Source organism: Candidatus Methylacidiphilales bacterium (assembly GCA_030054035.1).
In the GTDB taxonomy this organism is placed as follows: domain Bacteria; phylum Pseudomonadota; class Gammaproteobacteria; order JASGCS01; family JASGCS01; genus JASGCS01.
The window spans coordinates 24,784-45,943 of sequence record JASGCS010000001.1; the positions used below are offsets into that span (position 1 = coordinate 24,784).

Below are 21,160 nucleotides of genomic sequence, written 5' to 3' on the forward strand. Positions count from 1 at the left end.
CTGTATCCATTTTAATTTATATGATACTATAATGCAGAATAATATGGAGAATAAAATGAAAAAAACAAGGGTTATTAAAACAGTAATTTTAATTACACTAGTACTAGGTACTCGAAGCAGTTTTGCTGAAATTCATGTTGTTGGTTCAGGAACTGTCTATCCATTTACTGTAAAAGTTGCAGAAGTTTTTGCTAGTAAATCATCAGCGAAAATACCACGAGTTGAAGGCATTGGTACTGGAGCTGGGATTAAACTTTATTGTAGCCCTTCCACAAGTGTTAGACCACAACTTTTAAACGCATCGCGATTGATAAAAGACGAAGAGCGGGAACAATGTGAAAAAAATGGAAGAAGTAATCTCGTTGAGATGAACATTGGGTATGATGGCGTGGTGCTCATTAGAGGGTTGAAAAATAGTAATGCACAACTAACCCTGTATCAACTCTATCGAGCCATTGCTCGCTATGTACCAAACTCTGACGAAACTAATTTTATTGAAAACTCAACCAAGTTTTGGAGTGAAATAGACTCAAGTCTTCCGAAAACTAAAATTGAAATCTACGGCCCATATGCGGCTTCAGGTACCAGAGACACTATAGATACACTTATCGTTGAAAATATCTGCAAGAAAATAAAGAGTAGTAAACAATTATCCAAAGCAGATTTTGAAAAATATTGTAGGTCGATAAGAATTGATGGCGGCTACATTGAAACTGGTGATAATTTTAGTCTAACTGTTTCAAAAGTCTCAAGAAGTCAAAATGCGTTTGGTTTAGTTGGTTTTAGTTATTTAATTGAAAATAAAAACAAAGTTGGTTCTGTGGCTATAGAGAGTGTTATTCCAACTATCAAATCTATTTCTAATGGCACATATCCATACTCAAGAAAATTATATCTTTATGCAACTGAAGCGGAAATGAAAAGCAACCAAGAGCTCAATGAATTTCTGAAAGAATATTTTTCTGAGCGTGCAATAGGTGAAAATGGTTACGTAACTAAGATCGGACTTATCGCTTCACCACTAGAAAATCGCAAACAGCTACGAACGTATCTTAACAAAAAATAAACTTGAAGGTTTTGAAAATAAATAGGATTGTTTATGGTTGAAAGAATAGCACGATTTTATTTTATCTGTAGTGCTATTCTTGTATCGTTAATTACTGTTTGCATTGTTGGCAGTATATTGTTTGAGAGCATTTCTTTTTTTGGCACTATTTCAATATGGGAGTTTTTTTTATCGACTCAATGGGAGCCTTCTAGCAATAGCAATGAGCACTATGGTGCAATCCCACTCTTTTTCGGCACCATCGCAATATCGTTAATTTCGATGTCAATTGCAGTCCCGTTTGGAGTTCTTACTGCAATATATTTATCTGAATACATTAAACCAAATATGAGAAAATGGTTAAAACCAATCATTGAATTTATTGCCGGCATTCCAACAGTGGTCTATGGTTTTTTTGCAGCCATGGTTGTTGGACCACAACTTAGATCTTTTGCTGAATTTTACGACATTCCCGCAACTACTGAAAGCTCATTAGCCTGTGGTATTGTTATGGGGGTAATGATTATCCCATATATTTCATCAATGAGCGACGATATCATTCAATCAATACCTGAAAATCAAAGACAAAGCTCACTCGCACTTGGAGCCAATAAATCTGAAACCATATTAAGAATTGTAATACCGGCCGCTTTACCCGGCATAATTGCAGCTTGTATTCTTGGCTTATCTAGGGCTATCGGAGAGACCATGATAGTGGTTATGGCTTCTGGACTTACTGCTCGAATTTCTTTAAATCCTTTTGAGTCGCTTACAACTGTCACCGTTCAAATAGTTGGGTTACTTACTGGCGATCTCTCTTTTGAAGGAGTAAGCGTAAAAGCAGCCTATGCGTTAGGGCTCACGTTATTCATCTCTACTTTTATTTTTAATGCACTAGCGATTCGAATTATAACGTATTATCGGAAAAAATATGTTTAGTGTAACTTTTCGCCGAGCTTTCAAAGATCGAATGTTCGCCATAATTAGTTTTTCCTCGGTGTTAGTTACGTTACTATTTTTAGGCTTCTTTTTGTACACTGTTATTTATAAAGGCATTAATGTATGGTTTTCACATTCACTTACCCTTACGATTACTGAATGGGTAGTAGAAAAAAATATTGATGAAACTGGTAATGAAATAAATTCATTAACTCCAGATAGCTATGCTACCCTTGAACATTCGCTTCAAAAAACTCTACCAATCTACTTGCTTAATAAAGCCAACCTCGAACAAGTTGAACTTACTAATTTAATATCTTCAGGTTCGTCGCTTATTCTAAATTCACAATTTCATAAAAATAATCAAATTACTAAATCAACATTCGTTCAATCAGTACCACTAGATAATGAAGTGATGCTTTTTATAAATGAAGAAAATGAGTCAAGCTTAACTGACTTAGAAAAAGAAATTGTAAGGTATTGGTCAGCGAAAGGTCTAATAAAGAAAAGTTTTAATAAAAATTTCTTCACTTCATATGATTCAAAATCTCCAGAATTAGCTGGAGTTTATGGAGCTCTGGTCGGCTCTGTTACTATGTTACTTATTGCGTTTATGATTTCTTTTCCAATTGGACTTGGAGCATCGGTTTATTTTCAAGAACTCGCTCCTAAACATAAAATCACTGATTATTTAGTGATCAATATTAATAACCTAGCAGCTGTACCATCCGTTATCTATGGAATACTCGGATTGACTTTATTTATTACCATGTTTGGTCTACCTCGGGCTTCTGCTTTGGTGGGTGGGATGGTGCTTTCGTTGATGGTAATGCCCCTGATAATAGTAACTGGTATGTCAGCTTTAGCTAATATTCCAAAATCAATTGATGAAGCGGCGTTAGGACTCGGGGCTAGTCGCATACAAGTTATTCTCCACCATAAAATCCCTTTGGCCTTACCAGGACTTTTAACTGGTTCTATCATTGGGGTCTCAAGAGCGCTAGGTGAATCATCACCTCTTTTACTTATTGGAATGTTATCATTTATTTCAAATAAAACTGAGTCTATCACCGACCCGATTGCTTCACTACCTACCATCATCTACTTATGGAGTCAACAGCCTGAACAGTATTTTGCAGAAAAAGCCGCCGCTGCAATTTTCGTACTATTAGTCGTATTAGTATTTCTTAATTTATTTGCTATACTATTACGAAATCGGTTCCAAAAAAGATTTTAATAAAGAAAGGTTTATTCAAATAATGCAAGATACTATATTTAATATTCAAAACGCAACATTTCAAGAAACTTTTGGTGAAATGTATGTCGAATCTCCAGTAATTACTGTGAGAAATCTTAACGTCTTTTATAATAAAAAGCAAGCTATTTTTAATAGTAATCTTGATATCGGTAAAAAAGAAGTTTTAGCTTTGATTGGACCATCAGGTTGTGGAAAATCAACTTTTATCAGATGTTTAAATAGAATTAATGATACCATAGAAGGATGCACCATAGATGGAACGGTAACATTTGAAGGTAGGGATATCTATGAGGCAACGCAAAATCTTGCCCAATTGAGAAAAAATATCGGAATATTGTTTCAAAAACCGAATCCTTTTCTAAAATCAATTTTTGATAATGTTGCCTATGGACCGAGAATCCATGGATTGGCTAAAAATAAAAAAGAGCTTGAAGAAATAGTTCTTACAAGTCTCAATCGAGTTGGTTTGTTAGACGAAGTTAGGGATCGCTTACATGCACCAGGAACTAGCTTATCTGGGGGACAGCAACAACGCTTGTGTATAGCGCGCACCATTGCGATTAATCCTCAAGTAATTCTTATGGACGAACCTTGTTCAGCTCTTGATCCAATCGCAACTGCAAGAATTGAGAAATTAATCAATGAATTAAGAGAAAAGTATACTATTGTAATTGTTACACATTCTATGCAACAAGCCGCAAGAGTTAGCCAGCGTACCGCATTTTTCCATTTGGGTAAAATAATTGAAGTTGGGCAAACCTCACTTATTTTCACCACACCAAAACATCAGCTAACTGAAAACTATATAACAGGGAGATTTGGCTAACCATGCAGGAAAACAATAATTCAACATACTTTAAACACACCTCTCCAGATTATTCTCAGGAGTTAGAAAAATTACATCAGCAGTTAGTTAGTATGGCTGTAGAAGTTCTGCAACAAGTTACCAATGCTTTTACTTCACTATTGGAAAATAATATCCAACTTGCAAAACAAGTAATGAAAAATGATCAACGTATTAATGATTCTGAAAAAAGAATCGATTCTCATATTATTACCACCATTGCGTTGAGACAGCCGGCTGCCAGAGATTTAAGGATGTTAGTTTCTGGACTTAAACTTATTCAAGATCTTGAGAGAATTGGTGATGAAGCAAAACGTTTTGCTTCTATTAGTGCGTTTATAATTGACGATCAAATGGCCGATTCTGCCAAACCACTTTCCGAACTTAGCGAGTTAGTTACCCATCGATTGCAAAAATCCTGTCACGCCCTTTCGTCATTAAGTCTTAGTGATGCGCTAATTCAATTACGTAAAGATTCAGAAATTGAAATTGAATTAAGAAATCAAACGAATAATTTGGTTAAGTTATTAAAGGATTTTCCAGAGCATGCTTGGACTTACTTGCGTTTAAGTAATTGTATCCGATCCTGTGAGCGGATAAGTGATCATTGTAGTAATATTTGTGAGTATATTGTCTATGAAGTGCAGGGTCTTGACGTCAGACATTTAGGTAATCAGTCAGAAGTTCCAACTAAAAATTCATAAGTTTTAACAACAGACTTTTTTGCACATGGAGTCTATTTTCCGCTTCATCCCATACTCTAGAAGTTGGCCCATCAATAACATCACCTTCAACTTCTTGGTCTCTTTTAGCTGGAAGGCAATGTAAAAATATTGCATTTTTATTGGCAAATTTCATAATTTGTTTAGTGACTTTAAATGGGCTAAATAATTTTTTTCGTTCATCTTGTTCGCTTTCTGAATGATGCATACTCAACCATACATCTGTCATGACTACATCAGCACCTCTGACCATGGTCTCGGTATTTGAACTCGCTTTTACTCCTTGCTTGATTAGATAATCTTTATTAATTTGAATTATAGATTCTGGGCAAGCAATGCGTATTTCAAAATCACAAATTTCACTCGCTTTTACTAATGAAAAAAATACATTATTACAATCACCAATCCAGCAGATAACTTTATTTTTTACTGATCCAAATTCTTCTTGTATGGTCATAATATCTGCCAAAACCTGACAGGGATGTTCCTTGTCACTTAATCCGTTTATAATTGGAATAGATGAATACTTTGCAAATTCAATTAAGGTTTCATGATTTTTAGTTCGAACCAAGATGGCATCACAGTAACGTGAAAGAACTTTAGCGCTGTCTGAAATACTTTCTCCTCGTGCTAATTGCGAATCTCCATACGGCAAGACTATCGCGTTACCATCTAAGTGGTTCATCGCTACTTCAAATGAAATTCTTGTCCTTGTAGAGTGACTTTCAAATACCATCGCAAGTGTTTTGTTAGTAAGCAACTTGCTATGTTTTTTTTTCTGCCTATGTTCCGCTTTTAACTCTATTGCAGTTTTGATAATGCATTCAAATTCAGACTTAGTTAAGTCTCCAATAGAAAGCAAATGCCTAAGAGAAATATTTAAACTCACGACAAAATTAAATAAATGATTGGTTAAACGATATCAGTAAAAAATATAGCCACCATGACCATAGGAAACCATAGATAAAATCATTGGAATAGAAAGTATGGCGTTGGTACGTGATGCGTAAAAGGCTACCATTCTAGCTTTATTTTTTTCTTCATCGGTTGCTTCTACAATTCCGAGAACTTTTTTCTGATTTGGCCAGATAAAAACCCAAACATTAAATAACATAATGGTACCTAACCAGGCACCAATACTCATTACTGGAGATGAAAATTTAAAAAAGATATCTATAATTTTACCATTACCAAAGAGCAACTCGATTGCGATTGCTCCAGTTAACCAAGTTGCAACGGCACCCCATCTAAACCACAAAAGTGCTCGAGGTGCTAGGTATTTTGTTATTCCTTTTCCGCCGGGCCCATTAGTGTCTGAAGCGGCTTCTGCTAGAGCTGGAACTTGAACAAAATTAAAATAATACAATAAGCCAATCCATATAATTCCAAAAAATACATGTAACCACACTACAAGACTTAAGGTATTTAAAGCAATTTCTTGTTTTCCTGATAGGAAAGAAATAATTATTGCTAATATAAAACCAACAACCAATGTGCCAGTAATAGTTTTTAATGGGTTCATAATTTTACTCCTTGTTTGATCACGCCAACATTTTACCACATACTGTAAACTATTCTTACAATATCAATGTGTGGAATTTTTGGAGAATTTAGGATAACTGCCAAGGCTCAAGAGCAACATCTCTACTATCAAGCCTTACAGAAAATAGCCTATCGCGGACCTGATCACCAAGCCATAGTTCATTACCAGCATTGCACGCTGGCTCATGCCAGGCTTTCTTTGATTGATTTAGATCAGCGCGCCCATCAACCTCTTATTTCTCTTGACAAACGTTACACAATAGTGTTTAATGGAACTATCTATAACTATAGAGAGATTACTAAAACGTTACAAAAACTTGGCCACCAATTTGTAACAAGTGGCGATACAGAAGCCATTTTATTAGGGTATAAAGAATGGGGATCTGCTATTTGTGAAAAATTAGACGGGATATTTGCCTTTGCGATTTATGATGAAGTTAACCAGCAATTATTTTTAGCTAGAGATAGATTTGGTGTTAAACCATTATATATCTATAAGAATAGCCAACTGATTAGATTTGCTTCAAATATTGATGCGCTATTGTCTTTTCCTGATATTTCAATTACTTTTAATCAACCTGCGCTTCATTACCAATTCTCATTTCATGGCGCCGTTCCCGCACCACATACTATAGTCAAAGAGATTACAAAATTACCTCAAGCTACGTATAGTTTTTTTTCAAGAACCCAAGATGAGGTTTCTTATCAATATTGGTCACTTATTTCATGCAGAGCTAAAACCATGATCTCGGTACAAGAAATGCAAGATCAAACAAAACAATTGCTCTTATCTGCAGTCAGAAAGCAAATTAACGCGAATGAAGTACCGGTTGCCATATTGTTATCTGGTGGACTAGATTCTAGTTTGCTAGCTGCCCTAATGACCAAATGCAGCGATCAGCCAGTTTGCACCTTTAGTATTGGATTTGAAGATCATCCAAGTGAAGAGGGTAATGAATTTAGATATTCAAACCTAGTCGCGGATCATATAAGCAGTACGCATAAGGTCTTTCTTATCCCAACAATTGATCTTATGAAAACGCTTCCGAGCGTTATTGCTTCAATGAGCGAACCAATGTTCGCACAAGATGCAGTGGGGTTTTATTTACTTGCTCAGGAAGTGAAAAAAGAATTTAATATTGTTTTAAGTGGACAGGGTGCTGATGAAGTTTTTGCAGGCTATCATTGGTATCAGCAGTTTCACGCAAATCCCCAGTTCTCAACGTTCGACTTGGCTTACCTAGATCGATCTCATGAAAATCTACTTTCTCTGTTAAATATATCTCCAACTACTCCTGACTACAGTCGTCAATTAGCGCAGCGAGAACTTTCTAAACCATTTGCTGATACTTTTTTAGATCAGGCACTTAGATTTGACATAACCAAGTTGCTCGTAGATGATCCTGTCAAGAGGGTTGATTCAATGACAATGGCTCATGCGCTGGAAGCGCGAGTACCTTTTTTAGATCAGTTCTTAGTTGAATTTGTCGCCACTTTACCACCTGAAGTTAAATTACAAAATCAAGGAAAAGGGATTTTGAAAAAAATTGCAGAACAATATTTACCTAGAGAAGTGATTTATAGAAATAAAGGATATTTTCCTGTCCCTCCACTTAAATATCTTCAAGGAGAAACTCTCACTCTTGTTACCGATACATTAACATCTCAAAATTGTAAACATAGAAATTTATTTAACCAAAAAACTATTGAGCGGTTGCTTACTGATCCCAATAATCTTGGTAGAACCCCCATAGCAGGTAATACTCTTTGGCATGCTACCTTGTTTGAGCTCTGGCTACAACAAAAATTACCTAACTGTAGGCTAGATTAGTTACATAGCTCCCAACTTCTACGCTATGAGTAGGGCTTTATTTTATGTTAACTCTTAATTTATTTTGTGTTATAATAATTGGCCGTAGTATTGGGCCTTGAACGCAAGGAGGGGTACTCAAGCGGTCAACGAGGGCAGACTGTAAATCTGTTGGCTATGCCTTCGTAGGTTCGAATCCTACCCCCTCCACCAGGTGGTAGATAATTTTAACCGCGGGTGTAGTTCAATGGTAGAACCTCAGCCTTCCAAGCTGATGGTGGCAGTTCGATCCTGCTCACCCGCTCCACTACTGATGCCCATATAGCTCAGTCGGTAGAGCACTTCCTTGGTAAGGAAGAGGTCACCGGTTCGATTCCGGTTATGGGCTCCATACTATGAAATAAGGAGAATGATAATATGTCAAAAGAAAAATTTGAACGCACTAAACCCCATGTTAATGTAGGTACCATAGGCCATGTCGATCATGGTAAAACCACTCTTACTGCCGCACTTACTATGGTTATGGCTAAGAAATTTGGTGGTGAGGTTAAAGGGTATGATCAAATTGATAATGCCCCTGAAGAAAAAGCTCGAGGTATCACTATCTCTACTTCTCATGTTGAGTATTACTCAACTAACCGTCACTATGCGCATGTGGATTGCCCTGGCCATGCTGACTATGTTAAAAATATGATTACAGGTGCCGCCCAAATGGATGGTGCAATTTTGGTGGTATCAGCAAATGATGGACCTATGCCACAAACCCGAGAACATATTCTCCTTGCTCGTCAGGTAGGTGTTCCTCGCATCGTCGTCTTCCTCAATAAGGCAGACATGGTCGATGATAAAGAACTCATTGACTTGGTTGAGTTAGAAGTTCGCGATTTACTTAAAAAGTATGAATTCCCAGGCGATGAAACACCAATCATCATCGGAAGTGCGCTCAAAGCTGTTGAAGGTGACCAGTCAGACATCGGCACTAAAGCAATTGAAAAATTAGTAGAAGCCATGGATTCATTTATACCAATTCCAGAACGACCCATTGATCAACCATTCCTACTCCCTATTGAAGATGTCTTTTCAATATCAGGTCGAGGTACCGTAGTTACTGGTAGGGTTGATCGAGGTAGGGTGCTGGTTGGCGATGAAATAGAAATAGTTGGCATCAGACCAACTCAAAAAACTACCTGTACCGGAGTTGAGATGTTCAGAAAGCTGCTTGATGAAGGGCAAGCCGGCGATAATGTTGGTGTTCTTCTGAGAGGCACTAAACGAGAAGAAGTAGAGCGGGGTCAAGTGCTTTGTAAACCAGGAAGCATAACTCCACATACAAAATTTGAAGCAGAGGTGTATGTGCTCTCAAAAGATGAAGGTGGAAGACACACTCCATTTTTTAATGGATATCGACCACAGTTCTATTTTAGAACTACCGATGTAACCGGTGAGGTACAACTACCGAGTGGAACAGAAATGATCATGCCTGGAGACAATGTAAAAATTAATGTAAACTTGATTAACGCAATTGCAATGGAAAACGGTGTGCGTTTTGCAATACGAGAAGGTGGAAAAACAGTGGGTGCAGGGGTAGTAACAAAAATAATTGAATAATACGGAGATTATGTTTAGGCCAGTAGCGCAATTGGTAGAGCAACGGTCTCCAAAACCGTAGGTTGGGGGTTCAAGTCCCTCCTGGCCTGCCACTGAATATATAGAAATTAAATGAATAAAATATCTAAATCATTAAAAATTGATAAGAATCATCCAAAAGAATCTTTCAAACAAAGATTCTTTGAATTATCAAGCAGTCTTTTTGTTTTTATTAAAGAATCTGCATTTGAATTAAAGAAAATGGTTTACCCGACACGAGTTGAAACAATGACAGTAACTTTTCAAGTTTTAGTTGCGGTTATTGTGTTAAGTTTGATACTTTGGCTCATCGATTTATTTTTTGGATGGGTAGTGAGAAACTTTTTAGGATTTTAAAATGACCGATCAGCAGATAGAAATGAAATGGTACATAGTTCAAGCCTATTCAGGAAATGAACAAAAAGCAGTAGTAACTTTAAAAGAACGAATTGCTCGATTAAATATGACACAATTTTTTGGTGAAATATTAGTTCCAACAGAAAATGTGATTGAAATTAAATCAGGACAGAAGAGAAAAGTAGAACGTCGGCTGTACCCCGGTTATATTTTTATTCAAATGGCTTTAACAAGTGAGAGTTGGCACTTAATTAGGCACACTCCAAATCTTTTAGGATTTATTGGGGGCAGGGGAGATCAACCTGAGCCGATCGCTGATAATGATATTAATAGCATTAGAGGTCAAATTGAAGAAGGCGTCAACAAACCAAAGCCAAAGGTACTATTCTCACCCGGTGAGTTTGTTAGAGTTACCAGCGGTCCATTTAACGATTTTAGTGGTACTGTAGAAGAAGTTGATTTTGAGAGAAATAGATTAAAAATTTCTCTGACGGTTTTTGGTCGTCCGACTCCTGTTGATATGGAGTTTAGTCAAGTAGTTAAATTAAAATAGGAAAAGGAGAATTTATGGCAAAAGAAATAACAGGGTATGTAAAATTGCAAGTTGCAGCAGGCCAAGCTAATCCAAGTCCTCCAGTTGGCACTGCTCTTGGCCCAAGAGGAATTAATATTATGGACTTTTGTAAACAATTTAACGCTAAGACAGAAAGCATAGAAAAAGGTCTTCCGATACCTGTTGTCATTACTATCTATAAAGATAAAAGTTTTACCTTCATAATGAAGTCACCTCCTGCAACAATACTTTTGAAAAAAGCATCTGGAATCCAAAAAGGAAGCGGGGTGCCAAATAAAAATAAAGTTGGTAAAGTCACAAGAAAACAGCTTGAAGAAATCGTCAAGGTAAAGCAAGAAGACCTTAATGCTTTTGAACTTGATGCTGCTATTCGGATAATTGCTGGTTCCGCTAGAAGTATGGGTTTGGAAGTTGATGGAGTGTAAAAATGAAAAGAAGTAAAAGATATATTTCTGCCCAATCAAGTATTAATAGAGAAACGTTCTATGTTCTAATTGACGCCATTGAAATTTTAAAAAAGACTCCGATTACTAAATTTAATCAATCGGTGGATATTGCAATCGTTCTCGGTATAGACGCATCTAAATCTGAGCAAACAGTTCGAGGGGCGATAACGTTACCTCATGGAGTAGGTAAAACTAAACGTGTTGCAGTTTTTGCCGAAGGTGAACATGCTCATAAAGCTTCACAGGCAGGCGCAGATATTGTTGGTACTGATGATCTAGCTAAATCAATCAAAGAAGGCGTTTTTGATTTTGATATTTTAATTGCCATGCCTTCTACTATGAAATATGTTTCAACATTAGGACAAATTCTCGGTCCTAAAGGATTAATGCCCAATCCGAAACTTGGCACCGTTTCAAACGATGTTGAAATTGCGGTAAAAAACGCTAAATCAGGGCAAGCAATATTTAGAAATGATAAAGCTGGAATTATTCATACATCAGTTGGTAAAATCAACTTCTCTAGTGATAAAATAGTGGACAATATAAAAACCTTACTCAGTGAAATCCAAAAGTTAAAACCATCTTCAAGTAAAGGCTTGTTTTTACAGAAACTGTATGTGTCTGCAACTATGAGTCCTTCAGTGAGAATTGATATGTCTGGACTGAGGTAGTAATTATGACATTAAATAGAAGTCAAAAAGAATTAATTGTTGCGGAAATAAAAGAACTTGCAGAGAAGTCAAGTTCTTTAGTTGTTGCAACCTATACTGGTATGAATAATGCTGAGCTCACATTGCTTAGAAGCGCAGCAAGAAAAGCTCAAGTGAAAATTAAAATAGTTCAAAATACATTAGCACGAGTAGGATTCAAGAACACTTCTTTTGAAAGCGCTAATGATAGACTTCATGGACATTTGCTTTATGCTTTTTCGCTTGGAGAGATGGTAGGTGCTCCGCGTTTGATTAATCAAGCACTTGCGTCTTATTCAAATTTAAAACCTGCTTTAATTGTTATTGAAGGAAGGGTATTTGAAAAAGACGAACTAGGTAGGGTTGCTAACTTACCGAACCGTCAAGAAGCAATTGCTATACTTGCAGGATTATTAAAAATGCCAGTGACTAAACTTGCTCGCACACTTTTTCAAATCCCGCAAAAACTAGCATCAACAATTCATGCAATTTCATTAAACAAAAAATAAAGTAAAGGAGAATATAAGTATGTCGCTTACAAATGATCAAATAATAGAAGCTATTTCAAGCAAGTCAGTAATGGAAATCGTTGACTTGGTCAAAGCCATGGAGGAAAAATTCGGAGTTACTGCCGCGCAAGCAGTTGTGGCAGCAGGTCCTGCAAGTGGTGGTGCTGCTTCGGTAGCTGAACCAGTAAAAGACTCTTTTAATGTAATGTTATTAAAATCTGGGGATAATAAAGTTGGTCTAATTAAGGTAGTCAAAGAGCTAACTGGACTAGGCCTTAAAGAAGCAAAAGATTTAGTTGACGGAGCTCCAAAAATTATTAAGGAAAATCTACCTAAAAAAGATGCAGAAGAAGTAGCTAAGAAATTGACAGACGCTGGCGCACAAGTTGAGCTTAAGTAGCATCTTGTTCTTTATAAATATTTGTCCTTCACTTTATAACAATATAGGTGTCAATTAATTACATGCAGTCAATTTCTCATACTGAAAAAAAAAGAATTCGTAAGTTTTTTGGTGTACATACCAATATTTCTTCTGATCAACAAATTCAGACAAAGCTACTTGATATTCAGTTACATTCGTACAAGTTCTTTCTAGAAAAAAGAGCTGAAAATGGGGTTGAGATATCTTCGGGTATAGAGCGTGTCCTTAGTGCTTTTTTTCCATTAAAAAGCCATTCTGGTAATATTCAAATTGAATATGTAAGTTCAAAATTAAAACCACCCTTATTTAATGTAAGAGAAGCAATTATTAGAAATGTTAGTTATGTTTCTCAATTGGTTGTTACGGTTCGTGTCGTAATGTATCAAAAACAAAAAGATAATGAAACTAGAAAAAAAGTAAAAGAAATTAGCCAACATGAAATTTATTTAGCTGAAATACCGCTTATGACTGAGTATGGCACCTTTGTCGTTAATGGCGTCGAAAAAGTACTTGTTTCACAACTGCATAGATCACCAGGTGTGCTATTTGATCATGACGAAGGCAAAACTCATACTTCTGGTAAATTGCTTTATTTAGCTCGAATTATACCCTATAGAGGATCATGGTTGGATTTTGAGTTTGATACTAAGGATTGCTTGTATATTAGAATTGATAGGAAGAGAAAAATTCCTGCAACAGTTTTGCTAAAAGCACTTGAATACGATGAAGAGTCTATTCTTAAATTGTTCTATACTTGTGTTGATATTCTTCACACTGATGGAATTGGATACACCATCGAATTTAATCCCGAATTATTTCTAAATGAATTAGCCCCGTTTGACATTATGCTGAACAAATCAATAGTAGTTTCAAAGGGTAAACGTATAACAGAAAAACATATTCAGGAATTAGCGGATGCAAAGGTAAAATTTATTAGTTTGCCAGAACACTGGTTATACCAAAAACGATTATCCAAACCAATGTATGATCGAAAAACCGGTGAAATATTACATCACATTAACACACCTGTAACTTCTGAGCTATTGAGTGATCTAATTAAACACAGTATAGATAAGTTCCCAATTATTTTGACAAATGAAATTGATCGTGGACCCTATATCGCTCAAACCCTAGATATTGATAAATGTAACAGTACCACTGATGCCCTCACAGAATTGTTTAGATTAATGCGACCTGGTGAACCTGTCACCCAGGATGTTCTCAATGATTTTTTCAAAAATCTTTTTTTTCAACCTGCTCGGTATGATCTATCTGATGTTGGTCGGATGAAATTTAATTTAAGAATGAAAAGAAAAGATTTAACTGGTCCTACAGTCCTAACCAAAGAAGATATTGTTGACACTATGAGAGTTCTAATTAATATTAGAGATGGTAGAGATGAGGTTGATGATATTGATAATCTTGGCAACAGAAGAATCAGAACTGCAGGTGAGATGATTGAAAATCAATTTAGAATAGGTTTAGTGAGACTAGAAAGATCTGTTATGGATCGCTTGTCGCAGTATGAAAATGACGAAGCAGAGTATCACGAAATTATTAACTCCAAACCTGTTACATACGCATTAAAAGAGTTTTTTAACAAAAGCCCTCTTTGTCAGTTTATGGATCAAATCAATCCATTATCTGAAGTAACACACAAGAGAAGAATTTCAGCGCTGGGACCAGGTGGTTTGGCTAGAGATAGAGCTGGTTTTGAAGTTAGAGATGTGCACCCTACTCATTACGGTAGAATTTGCCCTATAGAAACTCCAGAAGGTCCAAATATTGGATTGATAAATTCTTTGGCGATGTATTCAAAGATTAATCGATATGGTTTTTTAATTACCCCATATTTTAGAGTTGATAAAGGCATTGTATCCAAGCATGTGGTTTATCTAAGTGCGATTGAAGAAAGTAATTTTATAATTGCTCAGGCACGCACCCCCGTGGATTCAAATGGAAAATTGACGAGTGAGTTAGTTACTTGCAGATATAAAAACGAATTTCTCCTAATTTCATGCGACCAGGTACAGTACATTGACGTCTCACCTAGTCAAATTGTGTCTGTAGCTGCGGCATTAATACCATTTCTTGAACATGATGACGCGAACAGAGCGCTTATGGGTTCAAATATGCAAAGACAAGCTGTGCCTTTACTTAGACCAGAAAAACCACTTGTTGGAACAGGTCTTGAGAAAATTGTTGCCATAGATTCTGGAGCAACTGTTGTTGCAAAAAGAAGTGGTGTTGTTGATCGGGTTGAGTCAAATCGAGTTGTTGTGCGGGTTAATGAAGATGAAATAGAAAAGCATAAAATCCAATCTGGTGTAGATATATATAATTTGGTTAAATACACTAGATCCAATCAAAATATGTGTATCAATCAAAAACCAATAGTTAAAATTGGTGAAAAAGTTCACGCTGGTGATGTGTTGGCGGATGGTCAATGCAGTGATTTGGGAGAGCTTGCCCTAGGTCAAAACATGCTTGTAGCTTTTATGCCTTGGAACGGATATAATTTTGAAGATTCAATATTAATATCTGAGCGAGTTGTCAAAGAAGATAGATTTACATCAATCCATATTGAAGAATTGGAATGTATTGCTAGAGATACAAAACTAGGTAAAGAAGAGATCACTTCTGACATACCTAATGTCTCCGAACACCTACTGAATAAACTTGATGATTCGGGTGTTATTTATATTGGTTCTGAGGTCAAACCGAATGATATTTTAGTTGGGATGGTCACCCCCAAAGGGGAAATTCAGCAGAGTCCAGAAGAAAAACTTCTTAGGGCTATATTTGCTGAGAAAGCTACTGAAGTCAAAGATAGCTCACTTAGAGCTCCTCAAGGAATGGAAGGTGTAGTCGTTGATGTGCGAGTGTTTACACGTGAGGGCATACCAAAAGACTCCAGGGCACTGTCAATTGAAAAAGAAGAGGTTGCTAAACTTAAGAAGAATATCGACGATGAGGTTAGAATTCAAAAAGAAGATATTATTAAACGCGTCAAACTTGTTGTTAAAGGTCACAAATTACAACATTCACTAGGTTCTTGTAAATCTGGTGTGGTTTTAGATGATAATTTACTAAATCAATTTAGCTCAGATGAGATATTTGAAATTAGAATTAAAGACCCAACAGTAGCAGATAAGTTAGAAATTCTTTCCTCTCAAGCCGATGATTTAAATAAAAAATATAAAAAAATGTTTGATGAAATGAAAGCAAACATTACTCGACATGATGATCTGCCACCTAATGTTCTGAAGATGGTAAAAGTGTTCATTGCAGTAAAACGTAGATTACAACCAGGTGACAAAATGGCTGGAAGGCATGGTAATAAAGGAGTTATTTCTATGGTTGTGCCTGTAGAAGATATGCCATTTTTGGAAGATGGTACGCCTGTTGATATTGTACTAAATCCGTTAGGTGTGCCTAGCCGTATGAACATTGGCCAAGTTTTGGAAACGCATTTAGGATGGGCTTCTAAAGCATTAGGTAATCAACTCGCTAAATTGTTAGAAAAGAATGCGACTCAAATTGAATGCAAAGAATTTTTAAATTTAGTATATGGCTCATCTGACCCAACTGTAAATAAATTTAAAAATTTTTCAGAACATGACTTTACTCAACTTGTCAATAATCTGATTGGCGGAATCCCTTTTGCCACTCCAGTTTTTAACGGAGCCTCAGAAGAGGATATTAAAAAAATGTTGACACTTGCTAAACTTCCTACCAGTGGTAAAGTTACTCTATATGATGGAGTTACAGGCGATAAATTTTTAAATCCTGTCACAATTGGTTATATGTATATGCTCAAGTTAAACCATCTAGTCGATGAGAAAATGCATGCACGTAGTACCGGACCTTATTCGTTAGTTACTCAGCAGCCTTTAGGTGGGAAAGCTCAATTTGGTGGTCAGCGATTTGGCGAAATGGAAGTTTGGGCACTACAAGCGTATGGCGCTGCACATACATTACATGAGCTATTGACTTATAAGTCAGATGACATTTCTGGAAGAAATAGAGTGTATAAAAACATTATTGAGGGTGGGCAATCCTTTGAATCTGAGGTTCCAGAATCGTTTAATGTGCTGATAAAAGAAATTCGCTCAATTGCACTCGATATTAAAGTGCACGAAATGGAGAAATAAAAAGTATGAATATTCAGTTTGATCAAATATTTTCAAAGCAATTTCAGTCGAAGCAAAGAAAGCTTAAATCTGTGGATGCGATTGAGATTTCAATTGCTTCTCCAGAAACTATTCGAAGTTGGTCTTTTGGTGAAGTAAGAAAATCAGAAACGATAAATTACAGAACTTTTAAGCCAGAACGTGACGGATTATTTTGTGCAAAAATATTTGGGCCTGTAAAAGATTTTGAATGCTTGTGTGGAAAATATAAACGATCCAAACATAAAGGTCAAGTTTGCGAAAAATGTGGCGTAGAAGTAACTTTGTCAAAAGTCAGAAGAGACCGAATGGGTCATATTGAATTGGCGTCCCCAGTAGTTCATACTTGGTTCGTGAACTCACTTCCTTCAAGAATTGGATTGCTCTTAGATTTGACTTTAAAGCAATTACAAAGTATCTTAGCGTTTGAAAGATTTTTAGTTATTGACCCTGGGTTAACTGATTTAAAGAAAGGCCAGTTACTTACAGACCAAGAGTACTTGGATAAAATTAAGCAGTTTGGAGAAGATTTTGATGCCAAGATGGGACCTGAAGCTATTCATTCGATGTTATGCGAGATCAATCTAGAGAACGAAAAAAAAGCCACTCACGAGTTACTCCAAAAAAATAAATCAGAAATTAAACTAAAAAGACTATCTAAACGGCTAAAAATTATTGACTCGTTTATAACATCCAAAAATCGTCCTGAATGGATGGTTATGACAGTGTTACCTGTACTACCTCCGGATCTTAGACCTTTAGTGCCTCTTGATGGTGGAAGATTTGGATCGGCAGATTTGAATGATCTATACCGTAAAGTCATCAATCGTAATAATAGATTAAAACGACTTTTGGAGATTCATTCCCCTGATATCATTATTAGAAATGAAAAAAGAATGTTGCAAGAAGCCGTAGACGCGCTCATTGATAATAGTAGACGTTCACGCGCTACTCTGGGGACAAATAGAAGACCTTTAAAATCTCTCGCAGATGTGATTAAAGGAAAGCAAGGAAGATTTAGACAGAATTTACTTGGAAAAAGAGTTGATTATTCTGGTCGATCAGTGATTGTTGTTGGTCCGAATTTAAGACTGCATCAATGTGGATTACCAAAAAAAATGGCTTTAGAATTGTTTAAACCATTTATAATTTCCAAACTTCAACTACGAGGTCTAAGTACGACAATAAAGCTAGCACGAAAAATGGTAGATCGAGAAGAATCAATCGTTTGGGATATTCTTGATGAAGTAATTAAAGGACATCCTATTTTGTTAAATCGCGCTCCAACATTACATCGACTAGGAATTCAAGCTTTTGAACCTGTATTGATTGAAGGAAAAGCAATACAGTTACATCCATTAGTCTGTACTGCATTTAATGCAGATTTTGATGGTGACCAAATGGCAGTCCATGTCCCGCTTTCAATAGAAGCTCAACTAGAAGCTAAGATTCTGATGCTTTCATCTAATAATATACTATCTCCCGCAAACGGAGAACCTAATATTGTACCTTCCCAAGATATTGTTTTAGGTTTATATTCAATGACAAAAGAAAGACTCTTCGATTTAGGTGAAGGTAGTTTTTATGTTGATCCTGACGAAGTTGAGAGAGCGTATTTGACTGGTCAATTGGGCCTTAATGCTCAAATATTTTGCAAAATAGAGGAGCGAAATTTTAATAAAGATGGTGAAATAACTTCTGAATGTCGCGTTTATAAAACTACAACTGGTCGCGCGATATTATCTAGATTGCTTCCTATTGGATTAAGTTTTAATGTTCTTAACTTAGTCATGACAAAAAAAGCAATTTCGAGTGCTATTAATAAGTGCTATCATGCAATTGGCATTAAAGAGACTGTTACTTTTGCTGATAATCTTATGGCCTACGGTCTTCAATTTGCAACAAGAGTTGCTGTTTCAATAGGTATGGATGATATTTTAGTCCCTAAAAACAAGGATATTCTCATTAATCGAGGGCATGAAGAAATTAAAAAGATCTTTAACCAATTTAATAATGGATTGATTACAGAAGGTGAGCGTTACAATAAAGTAATTGATGTCTGGTCAAAAATTAATGAAGAGATTACAATTTCTATGAGAAATAATTTAGAGACTGAAACAGTCACTAACCCACTTACTGGCGAAAATCAAAAGCAACCATCTTTCAACTCTATTTACATGATGTGGGATTCAGGAGCAAGAGGTTCTTTGCAACAAATTAGCCAACTTTCTGGAATCCGAGGATTGATGGCGAAACCTGATGGAACTATTATTGAAACCCCAATAACTGCAAACTTTAAAGAAGGGTTAGATGTGCATCAGTATTTTATTTCAACCCATGGAGCGAGAAAAGGACTTGCCGACACAGCTCTAAAAACAGCGAATTCTGGTTATTTAACTCGACGACTTGTTGATGTTGCACAAGATTTAGTTATAGTTGAGGAAGATTGTGGCACGGCTAACGGTATAACAAGCAGTAGCGTTATTGAAGGTGGTGAGATTGTTGAATCATTATCATCTCGTGTACTTGGTAGAGTGTGCGCGGAAGACTTACAAACCCATAAAAATACAGATCAAATATTAATAAAGAAAAATACTTTACTAACAGAAAAACACATTGAATTACTCGAAAAACATAAGATAGACTCAATTTTTGTCCGTTCAGTAATTACTTGTGAGTCAAAATATGGTCTATGTGCTATGTGCTACGGCAGAGATTTAGCACGAGGTAAATTAGTTTCTATTGGTGAAGCGGTTGGTGTTATTGCTGCGCAATCAATTGGTGAGCCTGGTACACAGTTGACTATGCGTACTTTCCATATCGGTGGTGCGACTTCTAGAACTGTTGCCCAAAATAAAGTTGACTCACCTGTCGATGGTAAAGTTGTGTATCAAGATCTCAGAACTATTGTTAATAGAGACGGTACAAGAACTGTCATTTCTCGATCAGGTAGGGTTAGTATATTGGATAAAAACGACACTGAAAAAGGTCGTTATAAAGTACCATACGGTTCAGTAATTAACTATAATAACTTGGACGAAGTCCAAGTTGGAAAATTAGTTGCTAGCTGGGATCCGCACACCTACCCAATTATTTGTGAACATAAGGGGTATGTAAAGTTTGAGAACTTTGTTGACAGGGTGAATGTTGAGTATCAAGAAGATGCCCAAACAGGTATAGGTAATTATGTAGTACTTGATGCAAGTAAGACTTCTTCTACTTCAGACACTTCTATTAAACCAACTATTAAGCTTGTGGATGGTAGTGGGAACGAACTATTTTATAAAAGTTCAGAGATACCAATTTCATATTTACTTACAGAATCTTCGTTACTGAGAGTGGCTGAGAAACAAGAAGTGTTACCAGGCGATGTACTGGCTGTTATACCTGAAGAGTCGGCACGAAGTTCTGATATAACTGGTGGATTACCAAGAATTGTAGATTTATTTGAAGCAAGGCATCCCAAAGATACTGCCGTGTTAGCAAAATTTGATGGTGTAATAGCTTTTGGAAAAGAAACCAAAGGCAAAAGACGCACTCATATTATCAGTGAAACTAATGAAATCTTAGAAGAAATTATGTTACCTAAATGGAGAAAAATAAATGTCCATGAAGGTGAGAAAATAGAAAAAGGTGAAATTATAAGCGAAGGAAAAGAAGTTGATCCACATGACATTCTTAGGTTGATGGGGGTAGCGAAGCTTTCCGAATATTTGGTAAAAGAAATTCAAGATGTTTATAGACTTCAAGCTGTTAAAATTAATGATAAACATATAGAATTGATCATTAGACAAATGCTCAGAAAAGTAGAAATTGATAATTCTGGCGATTCTTTATTTCTTCCTGGTGAGCAAATTGATAGAATTAAAGTTGATATTGCTAATCAAGAGCTCATTCAGAAAAACCAAAAACCAGCAGAGTACACAAATGTGTTGCTAGGAATAACACGAGCCTCCTTAGTGACAGATTCCTTTATATCTGCAGCGTCATTTCAAGAAACAACTAGAATTTTAACTGAATCTGCAATTAGAAGAAGGATAGATCCGCTATTAGGGCTAAAAGAAAATGTTGTTGTGGGTGGGCTTATCCCAGCTGGAACCGGTTTTTCATTAAAAGTTAAGAAAAAAATTAAAGCTGTATCTGAAAGAAAAAATGCAGAGATTGAAATTGCAAAACAATTAGCATCATTAGACAAATAATTCCTAC

The 21,160-nt window shown here is 36.1% G+C and carries 17 protein-coding genes and 4 tRNA genes; 19 read left to right on the top strand and 2 right to left on the bottom strand.

Annotated features, from left to right (window positions below; all coding sequences use genetic code 11):
- The first annotated feature begins 55 nt into the window (after nucleotides 1–55).
- Genes QM538_00110 through phoU form a run of 5 tightly spaced genes read left to right on the top strand, consistent with a single transcriptional unit; the run spans nucleotide 56 to nucleotide 4,790 of the window.
- On the top strand, nucleotides 56–1,066 hold the full coding sequence (locus QM538_00110) for a substrate-binding domain-containing protein (GenBank protein ID MDI9346904.1): 1,011 nt from the start codon (nucleotides 56–58) through the stop codon (nucleotides 1,064–1,066).
- A gap of 33 nt (nucleotides 1,067–1,099) precedes the next feature.
- A complete protein-coding gene (gene pstC, locus QM538_00115; protein ID MDI9346905.1) occupies nucleotides 1,100–1,984 on the top strand; it encodes a phosphate ABC transporter permease subunit PstC in 885 nt (294 codons plus the stop codon).
- Nucleotides 1,977–3,221, top strand: coding sequence for a phosphate ABC transporter permease PstA (gene pstA / locus QM538_00120; GenBank protein ID MDI9346906.1), 1,245 nt, complete (start codon nucleotides 1,977–1,979; stop codon nucleotides 3,219–3,221). The genes pstC and pstA overlap by 8 nt, the downstream gene beginning before the upstream one ends.
- Before the next feature lie 22 nt (nucleotides 3,222–3,243).
- On the top strand, nucleotides 3,244–4,068 hold the full coding sequence (gene pstB, locus QM538_00125) for a phosphate ABC transporter ATP-binding protein PstB (protein ID MDI9346907.1): 825 nt from the start codon (nucleotides 3,244–3,246) through the stop codon (nucleotides 4,066–4,068).
- A 2-nt stretch (nucleotides 4,069–4,070) separates the two neighbouring features.
- A complete protein-coding gene (gene phoU, locus QM538_00130; protein ID MDI9346908.1) occupies nucleotides 4,071–4,790 on the top strand; it encodes a phosphate signaling complex protein PhoU in 720 nt (239 codons plus the stop codon).
- Here the strand turns inward: phoU and argF are convergent.
- Both argF and QM538_00140 read right to left on the bottom strand, forming a co-directional pair.
- Complete coding sequence (gene argF, locus QM538_00135; GenBank protein ID MDI9346909.1) at nucleotides 4,777–5,697, bottom strand: ornithine carbamoyltransferase; 921 nt, start codon at nucleotides 5,695–5,697, stop codon at nucleotides 4,777–4,779. The two genes, phoU and argF, sit on opposite strands and share 14 nt — an antisense overlap.
- A 33-nt stretch (nucleotides 5,698–5,730) precedes the next feature.
- Nucleotides 5,731–6,330: a urate hydroxylase PuuD gene (locus QM538_00140; GenBank protein ID MDI9346910.1), complete on the bottom strand. Its 600-nt coding sequence runs from the start codon at nucleotides 6,328–6,330 to the stop codon at nucleotides 5,731–5,733.
- Between the two features lie 66 nt (nucleotides 6,331–6,396).
- Here QM538_00140 and QM538_00145 point away from each other — a divergent pair, with 66 nt between their 5' ends.
- From QM538_00145 to rpoC, 14 genes are all read left to right on the top strand, one after another.
- On the top strand, nucleotides 6,397–8,181 hold the full coding sequence (locus QM538_00145; GenBank protein MDI9346911.1) for an N-acetylglutaminylglutamine amidotransferase: 1,785 nt from the start codon (nucleotides 6,397–6,399) through the stop codon (nucleotides 8,179–8,181).
- 107 nt (nucleotides 8,182–8,288) lie between these two features.
- A tRNA-Tyr gene (locus QM538_00150) sits at nucleotides 8,289–8,373 on the top strand.
- A 20-nt stretch (nucleotides 8,374–8,393) separates the two neighbouring features.
- Nucleotides 8,394–8,467 (top strand) — tRNA-Gly (locus QM538_00155).
- An 8-nt stretch (nucleotides 8,468–8,475) separates the two neighbouring features.
- Nucleotides 8,476–8,551, top strand: a tRNA-Thr gene (locus tag QM538_00160).
- A 26-nt stretch (nucleotides 8,552–8,577) separates the two neighbouring features.
- The gene (gene tuf, locus QM538_00165) at nucleotides 8,578–9,768 is read left to right on the top strand and encodes an elongation factor Tu (protein MDI9346912.1); all 1,191 of its coding nucleotides are present in this window, start codon (nucleotides 8,578–8,580) and stop codon (nucleotides 9,766–9,768) included.
- Between the two features lie 16 nt (nucleotides 9,769–9,784).
- Nucleotides 9,785–9,860, top strand: a tRNA-Trp gene (locus tag QM538_00170).
- A gap of 19 nt (nucleotides 9,861–9,879) precedes the next feature.
- On the top strand, nucleotides 9,880–10,143 hold the full coding sequence (gene secE, locus QM538_00175; GenBank protein ID MDI9346913.1) for a preprotein translocase subunit SecE: 264 nt from the start codon (nucleotides 9,880–9,882) through the stop codon (nucleotides 10,141–10,143).
- 1 nt (nucleotide 10,144) lies between these two features.
- Nucleotides 10,145–10,696, top strand: a complete 552-nt coding sequence (nusG, locus tag QM538_00180; protein ID MDI9346914.1) for a transcription termination/antitermination protein NusG — start codon at nucleotides 10,145–10,147, stop codon at nucleotides 10,694–10,696.
- A 14-nt stretch (nucleotides 10,697–10,710) separates the two neighbouring features.
- Complete coding sequence (rplK, locus tag QM538_00185; GenBank protein MDI9346915.1) at nucleotides 10,711–11,142, top strand: 50S ribosomal protein L11; 432 nt, start codon at nucleotides 10,711–10,713, stop codon at nucleotides 11,140–11,142.
- Nucleotides 11,143–11,144: 2 nt separating this feature from the next.
- Complete coding sequence (gene rplA, locus QM538_00190) at nucleotides 11,145–11,834, top strand: 50S ribosomal protein L1 (protein ID MDI9346916.1); 690 nt, start codon at nucleotides 11,145–11,147, stop codon at nucleotides 11,832–11,834.
- A gap of 5 nt (nucleotides 11,835–11,839) precedes the next feature.
- Nucleotides 11,840–12,361, top strand: a complete 522-nt coding sequence (rplJ, locus tag QM538_00195; protein ID MDI9346917.1) for a 50S ribosomal protein L10 — start codon at nucleotides 11,840–11,842, stop codon at nucleotides 12,359–12,361.
- A gap of 19 nt (nucleotides 12,362–12,380) precedes the next feature.
- Nucleotides 12,381–12,761 (top strand): 50S ribosomal protein L7/L12, encoded by a 381-nt coding sequence (rplL, locus tag QM538_00200; GenBank protein ID MDI9346918.1) that lies wholly within the window; start codon nucleotides 12,381–12,383, stop codon nucleotides 12,759–12,761.
- A gap of 62 nt (nucleotides 12,762–12,823) precedes the next feature.
- Nucleotides 12,824–16,936, top strand: coding sequence for a DNA-directed RNA polymerase subunit beta (gene rpoB, locus QM538_00205; GenBank protein MDI9346919.1), 4,113 nt, complete (start codon nucleotides 12,824–12,826; stop codon nucleotides 16,934–16,936).
- Nucleotides 16,937–16,941: 5 nt separating this feature from the next.
- A complete protein-coding gene (rpoC, locus tag QM538_00210; GenBank protein MDI9346920.1) occupies nucleotides 16,942–21,153 on the top strand; it encodes a DNA-directed RNA polymerase subunit beta' in 4,212 nt (1,403 codons plus the stop codon).
- Nucleotides 21,154–21,160 lie beyond the last annotated feature (7 nt).

Coding starts and splice junctions, on each gene's coding strand:
- QM538_00110 (MDI9346904.1), top strand. CDS start 56: ATGAAAAAAACAAGGGTTATTAAAACAGTAATTTTAATTACACTAGTA.
- pstC (MDI9346905.1), top strand. CDS start 1,100: ATGGTTGAAAGAATAGCACGATTTTATTTTATCTGTAGTGCTATTCTT.
- pstA (MDI9346906.1), top strand. CDS start 1,977: ATGTTTAGTGTAACTTTTCGCCGAGCTTTCAAAGATCGAATGTTCGCC.
- pstB (MDI9346907.1), top strand. CDS start 3,244: ATGCAAGATACTATATTTAATATTCAAAACGCAACATTTCAAGAAACT.
- phoU (MDI9346908.1), top strand. CDS start 4,071: ATGCAGGAAAACAATAATTCAACATACTTTAAACACACCTCTCCAGAT.
- QM538_00140 (MDI9346910.1), bottom strand. CDS start 6,330: ATGAACCCATTAAAAACTATTACTGGCACATTGGTTGTTGGTTTTATA.
- QM538_00145 (MDI9346911.1), top strand. CDS start 6,397: ATGTGTGGAATTTTTGGAGAATTTAGGATAACTGCCAAGGCTCAAGAG.
- tuf (MDI9346912.1), top strand. CDS start 8,578: ATGTCAAAAGAAAAATTTGAACGCACTAAACCCCATGTTAATGTAGGT.
- secE (MDI9346913.1), top strand. CDS start 9,880: ATGAATAAAATATCTAAATCATTAAAAATTGATAAGAATCATCCAAAA.
- nusG (MDI9346914.1), top strand. CDS start 10,145: ATGACCGATCAGCAGATAGAAATGAAATGGTACATAGTTCAAGCCTAT.
- rplK (MDI9346915.1), top strand. CDS start 10,711: ATGGCAAAAGAAATAACAGGGTATGTAAAATTGCAAGTTGCAGCAGGC.
- rplA (MDI9346916.1), top strand. CDS start 11,145: ATGAAAAGAAGTAAAAGATATATTTCTGCCCAATCAAGTATTAATAGA.
- rplJ (MDI9346917.1), top strand. CDS start 11,840: ATGACATTAAATAGAAGTCAAAAAGAATTAATTGTTGCGGAAATAAAA.
- rplL (MDI9346918.1), top strand. CDS start 12,381: ATGTCGCTTACAAATGATCAAATAATAGAAGCTATTTCAAGCAAGTCA.
- rpoB (MDI9346919.1), top strand. CDS start 12,824: ATGCAGTCAATTTCTCATACTGAAAAAAAAAGAATTCGTAAGTTTTTT.
- rpoC (MDI9346920.1), top strand. CDS start 16,942: ATGAATATTCAGTTTGATCAAATATTTTCAAAGCAATTTCAGTCGAAG.